Consider the following 20455-nt stretch of genomic DNA (forward strand, 5'->3'; position numbering starts at 1 on the left):
TAATAACGCTGCACTTATGGATCTAAGAAATTCCGCAGGAATTTCCTCCATACCTGTGCCTTGTGCCATCATACTTGTGCCCTCAACAATAAATTTTCACTTGTTAACACAGCAGTCCCGTTATAGTCCTGTAAACTATCAAATTAACGAGTCTTCTTTAAGCAACTTATACAGTGTCGGATTAAAATTAAATTCTTTTATTAAATTATTTACTTCCTCTATTGCTTTTTCTCTTTTTTCTTTAGATACATTTCCCTTTGATGCTCTTATTAAAATATTCTTTGGCGAATGCGCTATATCTATAAATTCTAATAACTGTGTTTTATAGCCTACTGCTTCTAATAAATTTCCTCTTACAGCGTCTGTCATAAGTGCCGCTACTCTCTCTTGTATTATTCCGTATTTAGTTAATATTGATAATTCTTTTGTTTTCATATCTTTATTAAACTCATGTTGACAACAAGGCACTGAGAAAATCATTTTACTATTCCACTTAATAGCATTATATAATGCATAATCTGTAGCTGTATCACAAGCATGAAGAGTTATTACCATATCTACTTTGTTATTGTATTTAAAACCATTTATGTCTCCTAACTCGAAATGAAGGTTTTCATAATTATATGATTTAGCTATATCGTTACACTTTTTAATAACATCTTTTTTAAGATCTAATCCGATCATCTTTACTTTGATGTTTTTAATCTTTACGAAATAATAATATAATACAAATGTTAAGTATGATTTTCCACATCCAAAATCTAAGATAGTAAGTTCTTTATAATCATTTTTCTTTATCTCATCATCTATTATTTCAACAAATCTATTTATTTGTTTATATTTATCATACTTAGATTTAACTACTTTTCCTTCTTTAGTAAAGACACCTAAGTCTATCAATGGTTCTATTATCATTCCTTCTTTAAGGATATAATTTTTTTCTTTATTATGACTTTTGTTTACCATCTTCACATTGTCACTTTTTCTTTTACTTAAGTGAATCTTCCCTTTTTTAGATATCTTTAAATCAAAAGTAGTAGTTTCTGACCACGCTGAAACTTGTTTATATTTATTCTCTATACTCTCTTTTAGTTTACTTTCTAATTGAGATTTATCAATATTTTCATGAAACACTTGTTTATCTGTAAATTTTTCTATCTGATAATATTCATTATTATTTTTCTCTTTAAGGGTAATATTTATTTTATTATATGTAACATCCTTATTTACTTTATTACTAATAACTATTTTAACAATATCCTCTTTTAATATTTCCTTAATTACATCCTCTAAAGCTTCCATTTTATCACACCTTATTATTAATTTTATATGCAATACTATTATATATACTAGTTTTTAAATTCGCAATTCACGATTCGCAATTTGCAATTATCGTGAATTGTGAATTACTTTAAGTTCTCATTCCTTCATTATATCTTTTAATAATTCTGGATAATCAGTAAATAAACCATCTACTTCAAGTTCAATTAACTTTCTCATATACACAGGATTATTTACTGTATATATATTAACTGCTATATTATTTTCTCTTGCTTCTTGTATTAACTCTTCTGTTACAAGCCTTAAACTAGGATGTATTGCATCAGCTTTAATATTCTTCGCGTATTCTATAACATTTTCTATATCTTTATCATACAATATTCCTGTCTTTATACTTCCATCAATTTTCTTACATCTCTTCACTGCCTCATGATTAAAACTTGATAAAATAACTCTATCTTGCAGTTCATATTTTCTCACTAAATTAATGGTATCTTCTTCTATATCTTTATAATCTATTTCATCATTTTTTATCTCTATATTTAATAATACATTACTTTTTTTCACTATCTTTAACACTTCTTCTAATGTTGGTATTCTACACTTTTTATTATCTTCAAATAACTTTCTTCTATTTCTTAGTTTCCTTATATCTTTAAAATCAAAATTCTTTACTAATCCCTTACCTAAAAAAGTACGTTCTACATCTTCATCATGTATAACAACGAGAATATTATCTCTTGTCTTGTGTACATCTAACTCTAATCCAGTAGCACCTATTTTAATAGCATTCTCAAAAGCTAATATTGTATTCTCTGGGTAATCATTGCTAGCTCCCCTATGAGCAAAATTTATCATAAACTCCCCTCCTTAAAACCATTATAATACTATTTCTATAAAAAAGGGACTATTACATTAACAATTGAAAATTTGTAGACGAGAGCCTTTTTTCATGGCACAAGGCACAAATAAGATATTCGAGTGAATAGTTAAGGTTAATTTTCCTCTAAAGGTAAAATATTTCAACATAGCAGATGGCATGGAAATTTATTATATAGACTATGTATTTATACATCAAATATATATATAAAACTATTATAGTTAAGTGTTGTTAAATAAATCTACCTGTGCCATGTGCACTGAACTAAAAAAGCTGCCACACTCTTCGTGCAACAGCCCCAATATTCACAATTACTTTTATAATTTTTTGAGATAATTCCCTTCTATATTTGCACCTTCATTAACAACAACAAAAGCATCTGGATCATATTTCTTAATTATCTTTTTTAAATAAGAAACTTCATATTTAGATAATACTATATATAATATACTTGTATCTTGTCCAGTATACCCCCCTTTAGCATTCCACTTAGTAACACCACGTACCAACTTAGTCATAATATCTTTCTCCATTGCTTCAATATTCCTTCTTGTTATTATAGTAACTTGGACATTAATATTTTGTATATGTACTTTATCTATTGTAATTGATGTTACTGCAGCAAAAATTATTGAATATATAACTATCTTTTCATCAAACATAAATAGACAAATAGAATATAAGATTAGATTTACTATTAATGTTATTTTACCCATACTAAAGTTTTTATTTTTTTTCATACAAAGAAGGCCTACTATATCCATCCCCCCTGCTGAACACCCCATCTTTAATATAAATCCTGTTCCACATCCAGATATTATTCCTCCTATAAGAGAAGCTGCAAGAATATCATCTGTTAAAATAGGTATTTTAGGTACACTTACTAACGACAAGAATAATGATGTAGTTGTAACACAAAGTAATGTTTTACCAAAAAATGATTTCCCCATTTTTTTATAAGCTATAATAAATATAGGTATATTAATTATATAGTATACTATACCGGCAATATCAAATTGATTTAATGGTAAATGCATATAATCTATCAGTATCGTACGTATTATTTGACATATTCCCATTATCCCCCCACTATATAATCCTACAGGGACAATAAACATATTAATGCCTATGGCATATAATAATGATCCCAGTACAGCCATTGATATTTTAACCCATTCACTTTCTCCGTGAATTAATGACTTTTTTTCATCCATAACTGTTTCCTCCTACATTTTTCCTCTCCTTTCTTTATTATATATTCCAATAACACTTTTTTCATCATTATTTTATGCCTAAAACCTTTTTCGATATCCACATTTTCTACATAATTCTTCAACCGCTACTCTATTAGAAAAGCCATTATACAATTTTATAGCTCTTTCACTTCTTAATATTTCATCTAAAGAAGCTTTTAACACATTTCCTAAGTCTATATTTCCTTCACTATCTAAACAACAAGGTACTACAGTACCATCCACCAATATTCCTAATTGATCTCTTAATCCATAACAGAAACCTTTATTACCTATATCTTCAGCATCACTACTAGGCCAACTAAATTTTTCAGCTGAATGTAAATATATTCTGTCTTTAATCTTAGCTTTTTTATCTAATTCCATCTTTTCTCTTAAGTCATAGTTTAAATTAAATTTTTCTTCAATAATTCTAAATATATCATTATTTCTATCATTGTTTCCTTTCAACTTAAGACTATCTAAATTCCATAATCTTAAAGCAGAAATAATCTTTGTATTATCATTACAATATAAAGCAAAATTAAGTACCTCATCTATATATTCATTAAAATCTACTTCTGCATCATTAGCTTCAAAACTATGCAACGATATATTAACTTGTCTTAAAGCCTCTGCTTTATATAATATTGGTTTCACCTTTTTTATTAATGTTCCATTTGTAGTTATGTTTACTTTAAAACCAGCTTCTTTACTAAGTTCTAAAAATCTTTCTATATTAGGGTTTAAAAGTGGCTCTCCCATAAGGTGAAAGTATATATAATCTGTATAAGGTCTAACTTCTTTTAATATATGAGAAAAACTTTCTTCATTCATAAATTTTAGTTCTCTTCCAGTCTTTGGGCAAAAATTACAACTTAAGTTACATATATTTGTTATCTCTATATAAATTCTTTTAAATCTTTTCATAGATATCTCCTATCATCAATATTCTGTTGAAATATCTTATATCATACGTAATTGAATAGTTTATGTCAATAAAAAGCACAATCTAAAGTAACAATTGTAAATACGCATACTACTTCTGATAATCAACTCTCATATTTTTCCTAATATGTTGATAATCTAATATTATAAAATATAAAGAATATTAAGGAGGAAGTTATATGAATAAAAAGATAAAGCTTATCTTACCTATAATCTCTTTAGCATTAATTGCAACTGTAGCCTACTTCATTATTAATGGTAATAATTCCACTCCTAAAAATGATACGATAAAGTCGCAAGTAACCTCTACTAACAAAAATATTAAAAATAACAATAAAGGTACAATAAAAGTAATAAAAAATTTCAATAGTCCAGAACTTAGTAATAAGAAAACATTAAGAATATACCTTCCTTACAATTATGAAAATAGTAATAAAAGTTATCCTGTTATATACATGCAAGATGGTGAAAATCTATTTGATACCAAAACTGCTACTTATAATAAAGAATGGAAAATAGATGAGACTTTAGATAATCTAATCGATAAAGGAAAAACAGAAGGTATCATTATAGTCGGTATAGATTCTCGTGATACTACAAGAGTCAGTGAATACAACATATTTTCCTCATCTAATAATTATGGACAAACCAAAAGTGCAAAAGGTGATAAATATGCAGAATTTATTGTAAAAACATTGAAGCCTTATATCGACGAAAATTATCGAACTCTAAAAGATAAGGATAATACAGCTATAATTGGTTCTTCTTATGGCGCTATAATATCAATGTATACCGGTATAGAATATAATGATATTTTTGGCATGATTGGTGCTTTTTCATTCTGTGATAATATAAATTCTTCTGGTATGAAAAATTATCTTACTAAAAACTTAACTAAAGAAAAAATGGATAATACAAAAATATATTTTTACTCCGGCACTGCTGATTTTGCTTATAAATCTACAAAAGATGCATTTACTATAGCTACTAATAATGACCTTAAAGATATATTATATGAAGAAGATAATGGAAACCACGATGAACTTTCCTGGGGACCTAAATTTAAAAATTGTCTATCTTTCTTTAAGCTTTTAAAATAAAATCACAATCAAAAGCGCCTACTATATGCCTAGTAAGCGCTTGTAAAATTTCACTTCTTTTTATTTTTTATAGACATAATAATTGCTAAACAAAGTCCTATAAGAGCAACAGCATCTAAAGCTAAAACTGAAGTTCTAAATCCAACTGCTACTGAACCTTCCACAGTTTTCAATGCTAACAATGATTTATTTTGAGCTGATGACATTATTCCAATAAATACTGCTGAACCTATCGCTGCTGACACCTGTTGAAGTGTATTTGAGATTGCCACACCATGTATGTAATATTCCTTTGGCAATATGTTGAGGGAACTTATCTGAGAAATTGACAAAGAGCATCCAATTCCAACACAAACTATTGCGTACGTAATTATGATCTTCAATAGTCCTGTTTCAATACCTACTCCTGATAAAATAAATAAAGCCAATGTAATTATAGCAAAACCCGTTGGTATAAGAACTCTCGAACCTATTTTGTCATACAATCTTCCTCCAATAAGTGAAACAAATCCATTACATAATGTTGCTGGTAACAATACAAGAGCAGATAAAAATGTAGTTGTTTTTAAAGCACCTTGAAGAAATATTGGAAGCATAACATTCATAGTAAATATAGTCATCATAGAAATCATTACAAGAATGACTCCAATAGAAAATAAAGAATACTTAAATGTACGTATTTCAATCATTGGTTCTTTCAATGATATCTGACGTACACAAAATACCGCTAATGAAATAATACCAATAAAAAATACAACAATAGTAAATATTATATTTTCGCCACTGCTAAAAGTGCTTAATCCATATATAATCCCTCCAACACCTAATGTTGACAAGATAATTGATAAAATATCAAGTTTAGGCTTTGTGAGCTCTGATACATTTATAAGATATATATATCCACATATCATACAAAGCGCTATAAATGGAATTAACATTACAAATAATGCATGCCAGCTAAAATATTGTAATAAATATCCTGAGACTGTTGGTCCAAGAGCTGGTCCAAGTTGAACCGCACTTAAACCTACTCCCATAACTGAACCTTGCTTTTCTGTTGGTGTCACCATTAGAATTGTATTCATCATAATTGGAATGAGCATTCCTGTACCTACAGCTTGTACCATTCTTGATATAAGAAGCATAAAAAATGATTTTGAACAAGCTGCAGATATAGTACCAATTAAAAGAAATGTCATAGCTCCAAGATATAGTTTTTTAGTTTTAAAAGATTGTATTAAAAATGCCGTAATTGGAACCATAACTGAAACAACTATCATATAAGCAGTAACAATCCATTGTATTGTTGCTGCTGTTACCCCCATTTCATCCATAAGAGTATTTAATGCAACATTTAATATAGTTTCATTAAATACTCCTATGAATGCACTAAATACTAACACTGCTAAAATTATTTTTGTATTATTTTTCTCCTCTTTCGCCACTGATTTTTCAATACTTTCCACAAATAAATCCTCCTTTTTTATGACCGTAAAAAAAACGAGTAGCTCTCTAACAACTGGATTTACGTTATTAGAACTACTCGTTATATTTGTATTATATATTAAATTTGAAATATTTTTCAAATACTTTTTTATATTATCTACTTATTATTTTTTAACCACATAATAGCACTATATGCATGCATAGCCGCTCCTGTTGGTAATATATCTTCATTAAACACAACTTTTTCATTATGCATTGGTTCACCATATAAACTATTTTCTTCTTTTGTACCTGCACCTAGCATAACATATAAACTTGGAACCTCATATGAATAAGAAGCAAAATCTTCAGATCCCATTCCTCCAGATTCAAATAAAACAACAGCTTGTTCTCCTACTAGATCTTTCATGTAATTAGTAATTTCATGAGCTAATTTATTATCATTAGTAAGTGGCGGCACTGAAGATAACTCTATTAGCTCTGCTTCTCCTCTAAACATTTTTGCAGTAGATGTAACTATATCATTAATTCTGTTAAATATGAATTCTCCCACTTCCTTATCTAAGCTTCTTATAGTACCTTCCATTACAACTTCTTCTGGTATTATGTTAGCTGCATCTCCTCCAGAAAATTTACCAATTGTTACAACTGCAGCCTTCGTAGCTGAAATCTCTCTACTTATTATTTCTTGCAATGATATGTATATATGAGCTGCTATATTTATTGGATCTACTCCTAATTCAGGCATAGCTCCATGACATCCAGTTCCTTTTACAACAATTCTAAATCTATTACATCCTGCTATACTAGTTCCTAACCCACATAATATTAGATTAGAAGGTGTACCTGAGTGAACATGCATTGCCATAGCTGCATCAACTTTAGGATTTTCAAGAACACCTGCTTTTATCATTTTCTTAGCACCGGTAAATCCTTCTTCATCTGGTTGAAATACTAATTTTATAGTACCTTCTATTTCATCTTGATTTTGTTTTAGTAACTTAGCTGCACCTAAAAGCATCGCTGTATGCATATCATGGCCACAAGCATGCATACAACCATTATTTGATTTAAAATCACATACAGCAGCCTCCTTTACTGGCAATGCATCCATATCTGCTCTTAATAAAAATGTTTTTCCTGGTTTATTACCTTCAATTGTTGCTACTATCCCACTTTCGCATATTTCCTTAGGATCATATCCCAATTCTCTTAATTTATCCATAACATAAGTTTTTGTTTTAGGTAATTCAGGTCCCACTTCAGGATTACTATGAAGAGTTCTTCTGTAACTAACAATATCTTCTTTTATTAACTTAGCTTGTTCCATAAACTTATTCATAACTATACCTCTTTTATCTTTAGATTTTAATTTATTTTTTACATATTTAAATCTATTGATTCACTAAATAATTTATAATTATTTATCTGCATTGTAGAAAATAAATCTTTAAGGTAACTATACTACTATACTTTTTTCTAATCAATAAATAATTTGTAAACAAAAAGCGATACTGTCCTCAATAAAGAAACCATTCTGTTACCTATGAACTTTACATATCATTAGGTACACAAACTAGAAAAAAACAGGTTTCTTATGAAAAACAATATCGCTTCTTGTACAAAAAAATCTTCTAACAGAATAGCATTAACCCTGTATAGCAAATAATACCCATTAACACAATAAATAATAAATAATAACGAATGGATTTAGACATAATTTTACCTTCTAAACCTGGTTTGTTAATGGCAGCAATAGCAATGGCAATACTTTGTGGTGAAATCATCTTACCAGCATCAGCTCCTACAGAGTTAGCAGCACAAAGCCATGTTGGGTCCATGTTTAGTGTTTGCGCTGTCTGTAATTGCAATCCTCCAAATAGTACACTTGAAGAAGTACCGCTTCCAGTAACAAAACTTCCAATTGAACCAATCAATGGCGCAACAAATGGATAGAAACTTCCAGTAATAGCAACAAATACAGTAGCAATTTCACCAATCATTCCACTATAACTCATAATCTTGGCAGCAGCCATGATAGAAGCGATGGTAAGAACGGTCTTCGCCATTTGTTTAACACTATCAACAAATACGCAACCGATTTCCTTAAAGGAAGCTTTTTGAATCTTACCTCCAATAATAGCAGCTAAGAAAATTAAAATACCCGGTGTTACAATCCAACTAAACACTGTGTCTGATCCACCTTCTCCTTGATAAATACGGACAGAAGTCTTTACAGCGCCTAAAGTGTCATGAACAACTGGAATAGCCTTAGATGTAACAACTAATAGTATAAAAATTAAGATGAATGGACTCCATGCACGAAGGCCCTCTTTGGCTGTAGTTTTTACACTAGTCATTTCCTCAGGAAGCTCCATCTTGTATTCATCAGGTACTTCTTTCTTACTAAACTTGCTAATTAAAATTATAATTGCCATGGCACAAATTGAACCCAAAATATTAGCTAACTCAGCACCCATGAACTTAGCTGCTAACATTTGAGGAATTGAGAAGGCAAGTCCACTAGCAAGAGTAATGCCCCATACCCCTTTTAATGCTTTAACAGATTTACCAGTAAGAATTACCATAAGAAATGGTGTTAATACAACTAATGGTGCTATTTGTACAGTAGTGGCAAAAGCAACTTTCATTACATCAAGACCTGTAATATTAGCCAAAGTAATAGTTGGGATACCAATTGAACCAAAAGCAGTTGGAGTAGAGTTAGCAATCAAACAAACAACTGCAGCGAATACTGGCTCAAATCCTAATCCACAAAGAATACCAGCTGGAATTGCAACAGCAGTTCCGAACCCTGCCATACCTTCCATGAAGCCACCAAATCCCCAAGCGATAATTAAAACTAAAATACGTTTATCGCAAGATACAGTAGTAAGCATACGCTTAATAACATCCATAGCTCCTGTATGAAGGCATAGATTGTAAGTGAAAATGGCAGCTATGATAACTAGGGAAATCGGCCATAATGCCATTACGATACCTTCCAAGCCTGCAGTAAGTAAATTAACAGAATCCATGTGCCATACTACCGCTGCAAGAACTGCAGAAATCACGAGAGTAATAGGACATGCTACATGACCTGGCATCTTCAAACCAGTAAGTGCTATTACAAGCCATATAATTGGCAAAATAGCAAGAAAGAACATAATTACTTCATTCATGATATAATTCTCCTTTGTTTTTCAAAATATTTAAAACCGGCAGGAGTGTCGATTTTTTCCACACATTTTCTTATTATACCACCATTTTTTTCTATAAAAAAGATTATTTTTGAAAAACAGTTATTATATATTCCATTTGTATAAAAATATATTATCGTATCTTGAATATAAATTCTAAATAAATGCTACTGAATTTAATTAATAAAATTTTGAAGGACTGATGCGTTATTATGCATCAGTCCTTTAGTTTATAACATTAAGCATTATTATAGCAATTTTGCTTCTAAGTTTTCCAATATTTCTATGTTCTTTTTTCTTATATCTCCATTTGTAGTTTCATATTCAATGCATTGTAACTCAATTTCTTTTAAGATTGAATCATCTAATTCTCTTATTGCAAATTTATATATAACATTATCTTCTTTATCGATGTGTTTTTCCAAAAGATGTGTATACGAAATAGCTGCTGCAATTATATCTAACTTAGCTTCTTCATCTCCAGCTTTTACTTTTTCTAACCCTTCAATAAGTTCTTTTACATAACCTCTTCCAAGATCATGTTCTACTAACATTCCATTCTTTATTATAACTTCACCTGTACTTCCTAATTTCTCTACCATCTTATTAAATAGGAATATTTCCTCTTTATTATGATGATGCCCATCGGCATAATTTTTAATAAATTCAATAACTTTATCAAAATCATCATAATTAATTTCTTCACATTGTAATATTTTATAACAAATTTTTCTTATCACCTTTAGCATTCTCTCTATATATCTATGTTCTTCCATCATTATTTCAATTGCCCTCATGTTGTTCCCACCTTTTTTCTTTTGTAAACTTATTTTTATTTATTATACTATAAGACTAATACTAATTATGTATCTTTTGTTACAAAATTAGAAGATAATCAATGAAAAAATTATAGAACCCTATTAATTGTAAATTGTGAATCGTGAATTGCCAATTAAAAAAGGAGGCTTCGCCCACAAATCTTCATTTGTTAATGCGACAGCCTCTTTTTAATACCTATATCAATTTACTTTTAATATAGCCCCCATAAATTACATATTACTTATATACCTTTTTATCTATACATATTCATAATCATCTGGAGCATCAAACCATTTTCCATGTCCTAAATGAAGAATGTAACAAAGTACTGCAACAATTAAATATCCTATCATAAATTGAGATTTGGGATATACTCCTAATGATGCACTATGGATAAATCCGAATAGTGAAAGAACTGCTGCTATTAATGCTGTTATAGCAACTTTATCTAACCTCTTATCAATAATAAATGCTGTTATAGTGCCTAAAATAATACCTATTATTATTGCACCAGGTTTAACTTCTGCTACACCTCTCCACATTACTCCATGATCGATAAGGTATTGTGATACTTCAGTGCCATATCCTTCAATACCTGAAGGTAATACTTCTGTCCAAACATCAGCATAACCTACAGCTCCTGTAATTTGAGTAAATAGATAATCGGCAACTGGTGGGATCATCGCTACCCCAATTGCTGCATAATGCTTTGCCTTACAATCTTTAAATGCTTGCGATACCATAACAACAGCACACCATAAGTAAGTTACAGCTGCTATAGCTGGAGGAACTAGTTTACTAAAGAATGTAAATAATCCAAATATCCCGGCAATACCTAATAAAATTCCACCAATACATGAATATCCTATTCCTGCACCTGATTTCTTAAGACCAGCATGTCCAAGCCAAACTGTATTTGGTACAACACCACCAAATGTTGCAGCAATCATTGTACAAATACCATCTGCAAATTGAGCTTCTCTAATGCTGTAATTATCACCAGCTGCATTAGCTGCTTCAACATTGTCCATAGTTTCAATAAAGTTATAAATCTCAATTGGAATTATAATTGTTAAATATGGTAATACAATTGCAAATCCATTTATAAGAGATTGAATTGAATTAACTGGATTTGGAAAATAAAAGCCTATACCTGAAAAATCTACTTCTGTACGTCCAAGTAATAATGCATAAATTATTCCGCCTACAATAGCTATAACTAATGGTGGGAATTTCTTTTTAAATATATATCCTCCAAAAACACCTACCATAGCTACTAATAAAATAGGTAGACCTATAACTGGATCACTAAATACATCAAATACACCTTGAGTAGCCATCCATATAAATCCGATACCTGCAACAGTTCCTAAAAGAGCTGCACGTGGGATTCTTTTTTTCATCCAAGGTCCAATAAATCCACCGATGAATTCTACAAGTCCACCGATAAAGCAAGCTGCTACTGCTGCTGACCATGTAAGTTCAGGATCACCTAAAGCATAGTGTAGTGGCATTATAACCCCGTATAAAATAACAAACATTGCTGGTGTAGATACACCTGAAGGTAATGCTGTTACATCTGTTCTTCCTTCTTTTTTACCTAGTTTATGTGCCATATATGCATAGTATAAACCACTTAATAAAAGTCCAATAGACATACCAGGGATAACACGACCATAAACTATTTCATCTGGCCATGCTAAAACTCCTGATAATGTTGCTATAACAATAAGATAGTTAACTATATTATTTGTAAGTATATACGTTAATCCACCTATATCTCCTTTTGTAAAAAACGGAATCTTAATTTTATTCATATTTTGTCCCTCCTAAGCTGTCATGATTACGCTTCTATTGATATAAACTGGAATTTTGTAACATCAAATAGTCCCATATCTGTAATCTTTAATTCTGGAATAACTGCAAGTGACATAAAGCAAAGTGTCATTACAGGTTCCACATCATTACTTACTTTAAGAATTTCGTGAGCTACTTTGTGTATATTTTTAAGTTTATTATCTACCCATTCCCCACTTTTATCGCTCATAAGTCCACCTATTGGCATAGCCATACTTTCAAGTACTACTTTATCCTTAGCAACCACAAATCCTCCGCCTTGATTTATAAGTTCTTCTACTGCAAATGCCATATCATCATCATTTACACCAACTACTATTATATTGTGAGAGTCATGGGCTACTGAAAGTGCTATAGCTCCTTCTTTTATTCCATACCCCTTTAATAAAGCTACTGCTACATTACCTGTATTTTGATGACGTTCAACTACTGCAACCTTAACAATATCTTTATTAGAATCATAAATAAATTCATTGTTTTCATCACGACTTATAGTTGCTACTTCTTTACTTGTAACTACTCCTCCAGGTAAAATGTTTATAACATTAGCCTTTTCAGAATTTATAGTTAATTTAAGTTTTTCTTTACAAAAATCTTTTACATGAAAACTTCCTATTGTATCGCTAATATCATAATAAGATATTGGAAGTTTATATTCACCAGCAGCAGCTACTTCTTTTCCAGCTATAAAAACATTATCAACATTAAAGTCTTTTAAGTTGTCAAAAAGAACAATGTCTGCTCTTAATCCTGGTGCAATTGCACCTCTATCTTCAAGTCCATAACATTCTGCTGCATTTAATGTTGCCATCTGAATAGCTATTATAGGATCGATGTTTTCTTCTACACAGATTCTTAAACTATTGTCTAAATGACCTATACTTAAAATAGTTTTTGGTTGCATATCATCTGCACAAAGTAAACAACGCTTACTATTAAATGCTGTAACACCTTTAGCTAAAGTTCTAAGGTTATGACAAGCAGATCCTTGACGTAGCATAACATATAAACCACGAGAAATTCTATCATTCATCTCTTCTACTGTTGAACATTCATGATCTGTTTTAATATTTGCTGCTGCGTAAGCATTAAGATCATTTCCTACTAATCCTGGACTATGACCATCAATAACTTTTCCTTCATTTTTAGCTACTAATAACTTTTCTAGAACTTCATCATCAGCTCCAACAACTCCAGGAAAATTCATAAACTCGCCTAAGCCATGAATTTTATCGCTTTTCATAATATCTATCATGTCTTTTGCATCTATTCTAGCTCCAGAATGTTCAAGTGGTGTAGCTGGAACACAAGATGGTAACATTAATTTTATATCTAAAGCAGTTCCTTCTGATGCCTTTGACATATAATCTATGCCTTTAAATCCACATACATTAGCAATTTCATGAGGATCAGCAATTATAGTTGTTGTACCATGCGGAACTATAAGCCTTCCTAACTCCTCTGGTCTTAAATATGATGATTCTATATGTATATGGCTATCAATAAAACCAGGAGCAGCATACTTACCCTTACCATCAATTACTTCTTTACCTTCATAAGTTCCTACACCTGCTATTAAGTTATCAGATATAGCAATATCGCCTTCGATAATATTTCCAGTATAGACATCAACAACCTTACAATTTTTTATAACTACATCAGCAGGAATTCTGCCTGCTGATATATCTATTAACTTTTTAAGTTCTTTCTTTTCCATAACCTTCCCGCCTTTTATTACTTATTTTCAATAAGTTCAAGAATTGGATTAAATGTATTTAAAGCAATACAATCTACTGGTCCAACATCTGTGATAGCATAGTCTGGTATTGCTGTGATAGGTAAGAAGAACATATACATTAATGGTTCTGGTAAATCACAACCTAAATCATTAGCTGCTTTATTTATCATCTTATCTAAACGAGCAATTTCTTCTGGTTCTAAGTCACTAGCAATTCCTCCAACTGGTAGTGGTAAGAATTCAATAACTTCACCATCGGCAACTACTACCTGGCCTCCGCCATTTTCAATTAAGTGGTTTACTGCAATAGACATATCTTCTGCACTAGCTCCCATTACTATTATGTTGTTATCATCTGGTGCTGCAGATGAAGCCATTGCTCCTTTCTTAAGCTTCCATCCTGAACAGAAAGCTAAGGATTTATTTCCATTACGTCCAAAACGTTCTAAAACTGATACCATTAATACATCTTGCTCAGTATCAGGTTGAACAATTCCGTCTTTAACCTCAAGCACTACATCTCTTCTCTTTCTAACGAAAGGTCCCTTTACATCCATTGAAAGAACTTTTGCTTTACCATTTTCGATTTCTACCCTATATTCAAAATCTTCTTTAGTAGTTTTTGCACACTTTAATTCACTAGTTAAAACAGCACTTCTTTTTGGAGCTTTAAGTTCGTAAGCTAACTTACCATCTTTAGCTACTAATTTACCATTTGTAATAACTGTCTCTACGTTAAATGTTTCTATCCCATCTACTAAAAGAATATCTGCTATTCTTCCTGGTGAGATTGATCCTACTAAATGATCAATTCTATAAGCCTCTGCACTATTTATAGTAGCCATTTGAATTGCTACCATTGGCTCTACACCTTCTTTAATAGCTAAACGCACTAAATTATCTAAATGACCTTTTTCTAAAACATCTCCTGCAGTTACATCATCAGTACAGAAACTTACACGACGTGCAAGAGCTGGATTTACTTCTGTTACTGCTCTTATATTTTCTTTTAAGAAGTGTGTTACAGATGATTCACGAATTAACATATGCATTCCTTTACGCATCTTTTCAACTACTTCTTCATGATCATAACTTTCATGATCTAGTCTTATACCAGCACAAAGATATCCATTTAACTCTTTACCTCTTGCCATTGGTGCACAACCAAAGATAGGAAGACGATTTTTAGCAGCTTCTGCTATTGCACCTAATGTATCTTCATCTTCTTCAGTTACATACTCACGAACTGTTTCCCATACTCCAAAGCATTCTGTCCACTTTTGAACATTTTCATGAACTTCTTTAGTAAAGTTAAATGCTACTGTAGATTGTGGGAAAGTATATGGTGTTTTATAAGGAGCACCCCAAAATACTTTAAGTGGGCTTAACTTAATTTCATCAAATACTTCTTGTAATCCTTCTAAACCAGAAACTGATATATATTCATCAAGTCCAGATATCATACTTGTTGTTCCACAAGGTACTACAGCTTTTGCATAACTTGTTATACTAAGCTTACTACATTCGCTATGAATATGACCATCAATAAGTCCTGGAACTAAAAACTTTCCTTCTGCATTGATTGTTTTTGTTTCATCACCTATATAATCTGTTACATCTCCTACTGCTACAATTGTATCTTCATAAATTGCAACATCAGCTTTGTAAACTTCACTAGTCATAACATTTACTAAAGTACCATTTAATATAACAGTATGAGCTGGTATAATCCCCCTTCCTGCGCGAATAAGTTGTTTTAAATTAGTCACTGTTTGTTTCATTATATTTCCTCCAATAAATAAAGTTTAAGATACACCGACTATCTCTAGTGAACCAGGTTTCCCGTCCTGCAGTTTGTATCTAGACGAATTTAATGGATTAAAATTTAATAATAAAGTGAAGTTTAAATTAAATCTTGTACTTCCCCTACTTTGTTGTAATTGTTCGTATTTTTTGCATCATCAAGAATATAATTTAATTTTCCTTAGGTTATGCCCTCTATTTTTCAACTAAAATAGTGTTATTATTACAGATTATTTCTTTTTCACTTCATCTCACACGATAATTAATTTATTTTTTTCATTTATTATTCGTGTTTTTCTTCTCGAGTGTATTCTAACATATTATTTCAAGGAATACAATATTCAATTTTCCTTATTATTCACAACTTATTCATTTATTATCCATATATTTATCTCCTTAAAAAAAGCGATAAATACCTTATCAACTATGACATAGTATTTACCGCCTTCTATAAGCATTTCTTACTTAATTAATTTATTCTTCTATAGGCAATTAAAAGTAATATTGCTTTATTTTTTCCTCTTCTATTCACTTTTATGCCTTTTCAAACTGACTATTATATAAATCTGCATAGAAACCACCATCTTTAAGAAGCTTATCATGATTTCCACTTTCTATTATATCTCCATCCTTCATTACTAGAATGATGTCAGCATTTTTAATTGTAGAAAGTCTATGAGCAATAACAAATGATGTTCTTCCCACCATTAATTTATCCATAGCACTTTGTATTAAAGTTTCAGTACGAGTATCTACTGAACTTGTTGCTTCATCTAATATTAATAACGGAGCATCTTCTACCATTGCCCTTGCAATAGTAATTAATTGCTTTTGCCCCGCTGAAAGATTGGTATTATCATTTAATACAGTATCATATCCCTGTGGTAATGTACGTATAAAATGATCTATACCAACAGCTTTACATGCAGCCACTACAGTGGCATCTGAAACATTATTTTTACTATAAACAATATTTTCTTTAATTGTTCCTTCAAATAACCATGTATCTTGAAGCACCATGCAGAATAAGTCATGGACATTTTCTCTGGTTAATTCTTGTATCGGTACCCCTTCTATTTTTATTTCTCCACTATTTACATCATAAAACCTCATTAATAAATTTACAATTGTTGTTTTCCCTGCCCCGGTAGGTCCTACTATAGCTACCTTCTGACCAGCCTTTACTTTTACAGAAAAATCTTTAATTATAACTCTATCTTTATTATATCCAAATTTCACATGATTAAATTCTACATTCCCCTTAACGGTAGTTAGCTTTTTAACTTTATGACTTTCATCATCCATTTCTACTTCTGATAAAAAGTCAAATACACGCTCACTAGCTGCTGCAGTTGATTGTAAACTAGTGGCTGCTTGAGCAAATTGAGATAGTGGCTGTGTAAATAATCTAACATAAACCATAAACGCTACAATTACTCCAAAAGATATTTTCCCATCAAAAGCTAATACCCCGCCTACTATACAAACTGCCACATATGAAAAGTTCCCTATGAACATCATAAGAGGCATCATTATCCCTGATAAAAATTGAGATTTCCATACACTAGTTCTTAACTTACCATTTATATTAGAAAATTCCCTGCTTACTTTCTCTTCTGCATTATATACTTTTATTATAGTTTGCCCTGAATAAACCTCTTCAATATGACCATTGACAGCACCAAGATTTTCTTGTAACTCTATAAAATATTTTTGAGATTTCCCTATAATAATCATCATAAGTACAAATCCAATAATAGTAGAAACTATAGCTGTTATACTTAAAGTTACATCTGTTATAAACATCATTATTAATGAACCTAAAAATACTGCTATACCACTGACTAGAGTTCCTACACTTTGATTTAAAGATTGACTTATCGTATCTACATCATTTGAAACACGGCTTAACACATCTCCTATTGTAGTTCTATCAAAATATCGTAAAGGTAACTTATTAATTTTATTTGAGATATCACTTCTAAGACTTTTAGTAATCTTTTGTGTCACTGTTGCCATTATAAAACCTTGTAAATAACTAAATACAAAACTTAATAAATATAACGCTGCTAATATACCACCTATATTAGTTATGCTCTCCATATCAATTCCTGTTATTAATCCTTCAGTGATTATATCTGTTATCTCACTTAATTTATCTGGACTGACAACAGTAATTACCGCACCTAAAATAGCTAATATAAAAGCTAATATAATTACACCCCAATACTGCTTACTATATCCTATAAGTTTCCCCCAAGTCTTTCTAAATTCTTTAGGTCTTTCTCCTACGGCAGCCATAGCCTCTGGTCCTTGTGCAAAACCTTTATGATTATTATCATTATTTTTCCTCATTAAGCTAATTCCTCCTTTGAAAGTTGAGAATATGCTATTTCTTTATAAATTTTGCAATTTTCCATTAATTCTTTATGTGTTCCCATTCCCACCATTTCCCCTTCATCTAAAACAATTATTTTATCAGCATCAATAATTGTTCCAATTCTTTGAGCTACAATCAAAGTGGTTACTCCTGATGTCTCCTTTTTTAATACTGAACGTAAAACTCTATCTGTTTTATAATCAAGAGCTGAGAAAGAATCATCAAATATATATATTTCTGGTTTTCTACATACTGCTCTAGCAATTGAAATTCTTTGTTTTTGACCACCAGATACATTAGTTCCACCTTGTGCTATCATCGCATTGTAGGTATTGTCCATCTTTTCAACAAATTCAATTCCCTGCGCTATTTCTATAGCTTTCCTAACATCTTCTTCCGAATATTCCCCTTTACCGTTACTTCCGTATGCAACATTTGACGAAATAGTTCCGCTAAATAATATAGCCTTTTGTGATACATATCCTAAACGATTATGAAGCTCCTTTTGACTATAATCTTTAACATTAATACCATCTACCAAAACTTCACCTTCTGTAACATCATAAAATCTTGGTATCAAGTTAACTAATGTTGTTTTCCCACTACCTGTAGCTCCTATAAATGCTACAGTCTCTCCCTTTTTAGCTTTAAAGCTTATATCTCTAATTGCATAATCTGATTCATCAGAATCGCAATATTTAAAGCTTACATTTTTAAACTCAATTTCACCTTCTACACCATCACATGGAGTTAAACCAATTCCATCTACTATACTTTCTTTAGTTTCAAGTACCTCTCTAATACGATTTACTGCTACAATTGCTCTTGGCATCATTGAAAAAGTTATCGTTAACATCATAAATGCCATTATTATTTGCATTGAATATGATGAAAATACTACCATATCACTAAATAACACCATTTTGTCTTGCATATCAGCACCATTTATTAATCCTGCTCCAATCCAATATATAGCTAGTGTTAGTCCACTCATAATCATTGTCATTCCAGGTTGAATTATTGCCATAACTCTATTTACAATTAAGTTAGTATTAGTTAAGTCTGAATTAGCCTTTTCAAATTTTTTACTTTGATACTTCTCTGCATTATAAGCACGTACAACACGTATCCCACTTAAATTTTCTCTTGTAACACTATTTAAATTATCAGTTAATTTTTGCATTTTCTTTGATTTAGGAACTGCAAAAATAAAAACAAATGCAATTATAATAATTAACACTATTACTGCCCCAGCAGTAGCCATTGTCCATTGAAAATCTTTTCCTAATATCTTGCATATAGCCCATACTGCTGTAATTGGTGCTTTTATAAGCATTTGAAGCCCCATAGCAACTAATGTCTGTATTTGAGTTATATCATTTGTTGAACGAGTAATTAAACTTGAAGTTGAGAATTTATTTATCTCAGCTTTTGAAAAATTTTCAACCTTTTTATATAAAAGACCACGAAGCTTCCATGATAGATTAGCTGCAACTGCGGCGGTAAAATATCCTGTGACAAATGCTGCAACAAGACTACCTAAAGCACACAACATCATGTATCCACCAGACACAAAAATATCATGAAGACTACTATCCTTCGTTTGAACAAGCATTGTTATTTCTGACATATAATCTGGTAACTTTAAGTCAAGCCATACTTGAGTAACTATAAATATAAAAGCAAATACTACAAATATCCAATCTTTTTTCTCAAAATACTTTAATATTTTTAACACCTACATATTCTCCTCTCAAAACTAGATCTATTT

Annotated in this window: 14 protein-coding genes; 1 reads left to right on the top strand and 13 read right to left on the bottom strand. The window is 30.8% G+C overall.

From position 1 onward, the window contains the following. Nucleotides 1–138: 138 nt before the first annotated feature. The 4 genes from CM240_RS08595 to CM240_RS08610 form a co-directional block, all read right to left on the bottom strand. Nucleotides 139–1302 (bottom strand): class I SAM-dependent methyltransferase, encoded by a 1164-nt coding sequence (locus CM240_RS08595; protein ID WP_044038382.1) that lies wholly within the window; start codon nucleotides 1300–1302, stop codon nucleotides 139–141. Between the two features lie 117 nt (nucleotides 1303–1419). Continuing rightward, nucleotides 1420–2139, bottom strand: a complete 720-nt coding sequence (locus tag CM240_RS08600; protein ID WP_044038385.1) for a glycerophosphodiester phosphodiesterase — start codon at nucleotides 2137–2139, stop codon at nucleotides 1420–1422. Between the two features lie 339 nt (nucleotides 2140–2478). After that, complete coding sequence (locus tag CM240_RS08605) at nucleotides 2479–3375, bottom strand: YitT family protein (protein ID WP_051483769.1); 897 nt, start codon at nucleotides 3373–3375, stop codon at nucleotides 2479–2481. 78 nt (nucleotides 3376–3453) lie between these two features. After that, nucleotides 3454–4323: a radical SAM/SPASM domain-containing protein gene (locus CM240_RS08610; RefSeq protein ID WP_044038387.1), complete on the bottom strand. Its 870-nt coding sequence runs from the start codon at nucleotides 4321–4323 to the stop codon at nucleotides 3454–3456. Between the two features lie 197 nt (nucleotides 4324–4520). On the opposite strand from CM240_RS08610, the gene CM240_RS16890 reads away from it, so the two are divergent. Next, a complete protein-coding gene (locus CM240_RS16890) occupies nucleotides 4521–5441 on the top strand; it encodes an alpha/beta hydrolase (RefSeq protein ID WP_051483770.1) in 921 nt (306 codons plus the stop codon). A gap of 50 nt (nucleotides 5442–5491) precedes the next feature. On the opposite strand, the gene CM240_RS08620 is transcribed toward CM240_RS16890, so the two are convergent. The 9 genes from CM240_RS08620 to CM240_RS08660 form a co-directional block, all read right to left on the bottom strand. Next, nucleotides 5492–6907 (bottom strand): DHA2 family efflux MFS transporter permease subunit, encoded by a 1416-nt coding sequence (locus CM240_RS08620; protein ID WP_051483771.1) that lies wholly within the window; start codon nucleotides 6905–6907, stop codon nucleotides 5492–5494. Between the two features lie 137 nt (nucleotides 6908–7044). Beyond that, complete coding sequence (locus tag CM240_RS08625; protein WP_044038389.1) at nucleotides 7045–8229, bottom strand: M20 metallopeptidase family protein; 1185 nt, start codon at nucleotides 8227–8229, stop codon at nucleotides 7045–7047. A 292-nt stretch (nucleotides 8230–8521) separates the two neighbouring features. Then, nucleotides 8522–10069 (bottom strand): L-lactate permease, encoded by a 1548-nt coding sequence (locus CM240_RS08630; protein ID WP_044038392.1) that lies wholly within the window; start codon nucleotides 10067–10069, stop codon nucleotides 8522–8524. 266 nt (nucleotides 10070–10335) lie between these two features. Continuing rightward, nucleotides 10336–10884 carry a hemerythrin domain-containing protein gene (locus CM240_RS08635; protein WP_044038394.1) on the bottom strand — a complete coding sequence of 183 codons (549 nt, stop codon included), beginning with the start codon at nucleotides 10882–10884 and terminating at the stop codon, nucleotides 10336–10338. A gap of 279 nt (nucleotides 10885–11163) precedes the next feature. Continuing rightward, on the bottom strand, nucleotides 11164–12723 hold the full coding sequence (locus CM240_RS08640) for a xanthine/uracil/vitamin C permease (RefSeq protein ID WP_044038397.1): 1560 nt from the start codon (nucleotides 12721–12723) through the stop codon (nucleotides 11164–11166). A gap of 26 nt (nucleotides 12724–12749) precedes the next feature. Next, a complete protein-coding gene (gene ade / locus CM240_RS08645; RefSeq protein ID WP_044038399.1) occupies nucleotides 12750–14480 on the bottom strand; it encodes an adenine deaminase in 1731 nt (576 codons plus the stop codon). 17 nt (nucleotides 14481–14497) lie between these two features. Then, a complete protein-coding gene (locus tag CM240_RS08650) occupies nucleotides 14498–16282 on the bottom strand; it encodes an adenine deaminase (protein ID WP_173400232.1) in 1785 nt (594 codons plus the stop codon). A 556-nt stretch (nucleotides 16283–16838) separates the two neighbouring features. Further along, the gene (locus CM240_RS08655; protein ID WP_051483772.1) at nucleotides 16839–18659 is read right to left on the bottom strand and encodes an ABC transporter ATP-binding protein; all 1821 of its coding nucleotides are present in this window, start codon (nucleotides 18657–18659) and stop codon (nucleotides 16839–16841) included. After that, nucleotides 18659–20422 (bottom strand): ABC transporter ATP-binding protein, encoded by a 1764-nt coding sequence (locus CM240_RS08660; protein ID WP_044038402.1) that lies wholly within the window; start codon nucleotides 20420–20422, stop codon nucleotides 18659–18661. Before CM240_RS08660 ends, CM240_RS08655 begins: the two co-directional genes overlap by 1 nt. Nucleotides 20423–20455 lie beyond the last annotated feature (33 nt).

Source organism: Clostridium bornimense (genome assembly GCF_000577895.1).
In the GTDB taxonomy this organism is placed as follows: Bacteria; Bacillota; Clostridia; order Clostridiales; family Clostridiaceae; genus Clostridium_AN; species Clostridium_AN bornimense.

Bases quoted from the DNA above. Each gene is read 5' to 3' on its own strand.
- CM240_RS08650 (WP_173400232.1), bottom strand. From the start codon at position 16,282: ATGAAACAAACAGTGACTAATTTAAAACAACTTATTCGCGCAGGAAGG.
- CM240_RS08605 (WP_051483769.1), bottom strand. From the start codon at position 3,375: ATGGATGAAAAAAAGTCATTAATTCACGGAGAAAGTGAATGGGTTAAA.
- CM240_RS08595 (WP_044038382.1), bottom strand. From the start codon at position 1,302: ATGGAAGCTTTAGAGGATGTAATTAAGGAAATATTAAAAGAGGATATT.
- CM240_RS08600 (WP_044038385.1), bottom strand. From the start codon at position 2,139: ATGATAAATTTTGCTCATAGGGGAGCTAGCAATGATTACCCAGAGAAT.
- CM240_RS16890 (WP_051483770.1), top strand. From the start codon at position 4,521: ATGAATAAAAAGATAAAGCTTATCTTACCTATAATCTCTTTAGCATTA.
- CM240_RS08655 (WP_051483772.1), bottom strand. From the start codon at position 18,659: ATGAGGAAAAATAATGATAATAATCATAAAGGTTTTGCACAAGGACCA.
- CM240_RS08630 (WP_044038392.1), bottom strand. From the start codon at position 10,069: ATGAATGAAGTAATTATGTTCTTTCTTGCTATTTTGCCAATTATATGG.
- CM240_RS08635 (WP_044038394.1), bottom strand. From the start codon at position 10,884: ATGAGGGCAATTGAAATAATGATGGAAGAACATAGATATATAGAGAGA.
- CM240_RS08640 (WP_044038397.1), bottom strand. From the start codon at position 12,723: ATGAATAAAATTAAGATTCCGTTTTTTACAAAAGGAGATATAGGTGGA.
- CM240_RS08625 (WP_044038389.1), bottom strand. From the start codon at position 8,229: ATGAATAAGTTTATGGAACAAGCTAAGTTAATAAAAGAAGATATTGTT.
- ade (WP_044038399.1), bottom strand. From the start codon at position 14,480: ATGGAAAAGAAAGAACTTAAAAAGTTAATAGATATATCAGCAGGCAGA.
- CM240_RS08610 (WP_044038387.1), bottom strand. From the start codon at position 4,323: ATGAAAAGATTTAAAAGAATTTATATAGAGATAACAAATATATGTAAC.